3 protein-coding genes and 1 pseudogene are annotated in these 3,779 nt (G+C 73.7%); 3 read left to right on the top strand and 1 reads right to left on the bottom strand.

Going from position 1 to position 3,779, the window contains the following annotated elements; all coding sequences use genetic code 11:
• Positions 1-670: pseudogene (locus tag AOK16_RS16315) on the top strand (glutamate--cysteine ligase); the annotation flags it as partial.
• Between the two features lie 255 nt (positions 671-925).
• On the top strand, positions 926-1,729 hold the full coding sequence (locus AOK16_RS16310; RefSeq protein ID WP_055472971.1) for a CPBP family intramembrane glutamic endopeptidase: 804 nt from the start codon (positions 926-928) through the stop codon (positions 1,727-1,729).
• 336 nt (positions 1,730-2,065) lie between these two features.
• Here AOK16_RS16310 and AOK16_RS16305 read toward each other — a convergent pair whose 3' ends face one another.
• Entirely contained in the window at positions 2,066-2,887 is an 822-nt protein-coding gene (locus tag AOK16_RS16305) for a PhzF family phenazine biosynthesis protein (protein ID WP_055472970.1), read from the bottom strand.
• Between the two features lie 166 nt (positions 2,888-3,053).
• On the opposite strand from AOK16_RS16305, the gene AOK16_RS16300 reads away from it, so the two are divergent.
• Entirely contained in the window at positions 3,054-3,701 is a 648-nt protein-coding gene (locus tag AOK16_RS16300; RefSeq protein ID WP_079101452.1) for a PadR family transcriptional regulator, read from the top strand.
• The last annotated feature ends 78 nt before the right edge of the window (positions 3,702-3,779 follow it).

The following is a 3,779-nucleotide window of genomic DNA, read 5'->3' as shown; positions in this document are numbered from 1 at the left end:
CTACTTCCCCGCGCTGCTGCCGATCTGCGGCGAGGAGGACCCGCTGCGCGTCCTGGACGAGGGCGGCGTGCCGGCCCTCCGGGAGCTGGTCCTGCACAACGGGACCGTCTACCGCTGGAACCGGCCCGTCTACGCGGTCGTCGACGGCGTACCGCACCTGCGGGTGGAGAACCGGGTGCTGCCCGCGGGGCCCACCGTCACCGACGTCGTCGCCAACGCCGCCTTCTACTACGGGCTTGTGCGCGCCCTCGCCGAGGAGCCGCGGCCCGTCTGGTCGAGGCTGTCCTTCGTCGAGGCCTCGGACAACTTCGACGCCGCCTGCCGCCACGGCATCGAGGCGGTGCTGCGCTGGCCGCGCCCCGGCCGCTCCGGCACCGTGGCCGAGGTCCCCGCCGTCCGGCTCGTATGCGAGGAGCTGCTGCCGCTCGCGGCGGCGGGCCTGGACGCGTGGGGCGTCGAGCCGGCCGACCGCGACCACTACCTCGGCGTCATCGAGGGGCGCTGCCGGCGGCGGATGAACGGCGCGTCCTGGCAGGCCGCGACCTTCCACCGGGCCCTGGGCGGCGGCTTCGACCGGGACGCCGCCCTGGCCGCGACGACGCGCCGCTACGCGCAGTTGATGCGATCGGGGGAGCCGGTGCATCTGTGGCCGGTGGCCCTTCCGGGGTGAGCCGTCGCCGGGCGGATCGCGGTACGCGAGGGGCGACGCCGCCCGGGCGTCCGGGTACGGGCGGCGGGAGGGCGGATTGCCATACGTACGCGCGGGGCGCCGGGTCGGCCGTACGGGCGGGGCTGCAGTCGGCCGTACGAGCAGGGGGCGGCGGTTGGCCCTACGGGCGGGCCCCTGTGCGGTTCCGGGCGGAGCCTTCGGGCAAGCTGTGATGCTCACGGGTCTGAACGTGGGATCGCGGAACTGGAGGCGGAAGTGCAGGCACAGTCCGGCAGCGTGGCCGATTCCTTCTCCGGGGAGCGGCTGCCGCCGCGGATCCTGCGCAGCGAGACGCTCCTCGTACTAGCCCTGTCGCTCGGTGCCAGCGCGGTCTCCGCGCTGATCAGCTTCGTCGGCTCGGTCACCAAACCGGGCGGGCTGAAGGACCAGGCGGCCCAGCTCAACACCTCGGCCGCGCCCGGCCGTCCATGGCTGGATCTGGCCTGGCAGCTGTTCGGCGTCGCGACCGCGCTCGTGCCGGTCGCGCTCGTCGCGCACCTGCTGCTGCGGGAAGGGGTGGGCGGCCTCCGGGCGATCGGCCTCGACCGGCGCAGACCCGGCTTCGACCTGGGGGCGGGGGCCGCGGTCGCCGCGGCGATCGGCGGGACCGGGCTCGTCTTCTACCTCGCCGTGCGGGCCGCGGGATTCAACCTCACCGTGGTGCCGGAGTCGCTGCCGGACGTGTGGTGGAAGATCCCCGTGCTGATCGCCTCGGCCGTGCAGAACTCGCTGCTGGAGGAGGTGGTCGTGGTGGGCTATCTGCTGCGCAGGCTGGGGCAGTTGGGCTGGACCCCGACCGCCGCGCTCCTGGCCAGCGCCGGGCTGCGCGGGGTCTACCACCTCTACCAGGGGATCGGCGGGCTGGTCGGGAACATGGTGATGGGCGTCGTGTTCGTCCTGCTCTACCGCCGGTGGGGGCGGGTCGGGCCGCTGGTGGCGGCGCACGCGTTGATCGACATCGTGGCGTTCGTCGGGTACGCGCTGCTCGCGGGGAAGGTGGGCTGGCTGCCCACGGCGTGACCGCTCGGCGCTCGCCCTTTCGGACTTGGCTCGGCGCGGGTTGAGTGCCTGGAGACTGCGTACTTCGACGTCCCCTTCGTACCGTTCGAGCCCGCCGACGGCGGGCTCGCAACGACGGACCGAACGGAAGCGCGCAGTCTCCGGGAGTGTCCGGAGACTGCGGGCTCCCTCGCCCTGGTTGCTCGCCGTCGCGGCGGGGGTTTCCCGCCGCGAGGCGAAGAGGCGGGCCGGCGGGAGTTTCTCGCCGCGACGGCGAAGAGGCGGGCGGCGAGAGAGCTCTGCCGCGACCGCGAGGAGGGGACGCCGGCAGGGCGGCCGTCCCCGTACCGCGAAACGTCAGGGGGCGACCAGCAGCTCACCGTCGATGATCGTGATCGCCGTTCCGGTCAGGAGGGTTCGGGGGCCGCGGAGGGCGGTGCGCACCAGGCCCGTGCGGGCCGAGGCCTGGAAGCCCGTGAGGTCGTCCCGGCCCAGGCGCTGTGACCAGAGGGGGGCGAGCGCGGTGTGCGCGCTGCCGGTCACCGGGTCCTCGTCGACGCCTGCGCCCGGTCCGAAGAAGCGGGACACGAAGTCGTAGCCGCGGTGCGGGTCTTCGGCCCGGGCGGTGACGATGACCCCGCGGCTGCCGAGGCCGGCGAGGGCGGCGAGGTCGGGGACGAGTGCCCTGACCGTCTTCTCGTCGGCCACCTCGATCAGCAGGTCCTGGACGTTCGGCCCGGTGTCGTACGCGGACACGACCTCCGCGCCCAGCGCTTTCGAGGCCTCCGCCGGGGGCTCGACGGCCGTCAGCGGGGCGGTCGGGAAGTCCAGGGTGATCGAGCCGTCTTCGGCCGTGGTCGCGGAGAGGACGCCGCTGCGGGTGGCGAAGCGGACGGTGCCGCTCGCGAGGCCCGCAGTGTGCAGCACGTGGGCGGTGGCCAGGGTCGCGTGCCCGCACAGGTTGACCTCGGTGGCGGGCGTGAACCACCGCAGCGCCCAGTCGGCCTCGCCGCTCTCGGGGAGCGGATGCGCGTAGGCGGTCTCGGAGAGGTTGACCTCGGCGGCGACCTGCTGGAGCCAGGAGTCGTCGGGGAATCCGGAGCGGTCGAGCAGCAGCACGCCGGCCGGGTTGCCGGCGAAGGGGCGGTCGGTGAAGGCGTCGACGATGCGGAGTCTCATGGCCGGGAGCGTAGGGCGCGCGGGGTGGCGGGGACCAAGGCCAATCGCAAGTCTCTGGCCTCGTGTCCCGGGCCGGCGACAGCTCGGGCGCAGGGGCTTGTCGGCGACATTCTTCCGATATATCGTTGAGGTATCGCGATCGATCAATGATGGAAGGGGTGCCGCGATGTGTGGTCGAGAAGAGTGCGGGCATCGGCAGGGCTTCGGGCGTGGGCGCGGGCATGGGCACTTCGGGCCCCCTGGGGCTTTCGGGCCGGGTGAGGCCGGGCGGCTTCGCGGCGCCTTCGGGCCGTTCGGGCCGCCGTTCGGAGGGCCGCCGTGGGGCGGTGGGCGCGGGCGTGGCGGGCCGCGGGGGAGGGCGCGGCGCGGTGATGTGCGCGCCTCGATCCTGGCGCTGCTCAAGGATCGGCCGATGCACGGCTACGAGATGATCCAGGAGATCGCTGAGCGCAGCGGCGGCACATGGAAGCCGAGCCCCGGCTCGGTCTACCCGACGCTGCAACTGCTCGAGGACGAGGGCCTGATCAGCAGCGCGACCGACGGCGGCAAGAAGCTCTTCGAGCTGACGGAGAGCGGGCGCGCCGAGGCCGAGGCCGGTCCGGAGGCTCCCTGGGAGGAGGCCGGGCGCGGCGTCGACTGGGAGGCCATGAACGAGATCCGCAAGGCGGGCGGCGGGCTCGTCGACGCGTTCCGGCAGGTCTGGGCGACCGGTACGCCGGAGCAGCGCGACAAGGCGCTCGCGGTCGTCAACAAGGCGCGGAAGGAGCTGTATCTGATCCTCGCCGAGGCCGATGAGTCGGACGAGGAGGAGTGAGGGGGCAGTGAGGAGTGAGGGGGTAGGGGAAACGGCCGGCGGGGCTTCCCCGTTGGGGGAGCCCCGCCGGCTCAGGGG

Origin of the sequence: Streptomyces pathocidini, from assembly GCF_001418495.1 — a bacterium.
In the GTDB taxonomy this organism is placed as follows: Bacteria; Actinomycetota; Actinomycetes; order Streptomycetales; family Streptomycetaceae; genus Streptomyces; species Streptomyces pathocidini.
Note: the sequence above shows the minus strand (reverse complement) of the source record. Positions and strands in the feature narration are given on the sequence as shown.

What these genes read in the sequence shown, in the direction of transcription:
- AOK16_RS16305 (WP_055472970.1), bottom strand. Translation starts at nt 2,887, where the DNA reads ATGAGACTCCGCATCGTCGACGCCTTCACCGACCGCCCCTTCGCCGGC.
- AOK16_RS16300 (WP_079101452.1), top strand. Translation starts at nt 3,054, where the DNA reads ATGTGTGGTCGAGAAGAGTGCGGGCATCGGCAGGGCTTCGGGCGTGGG.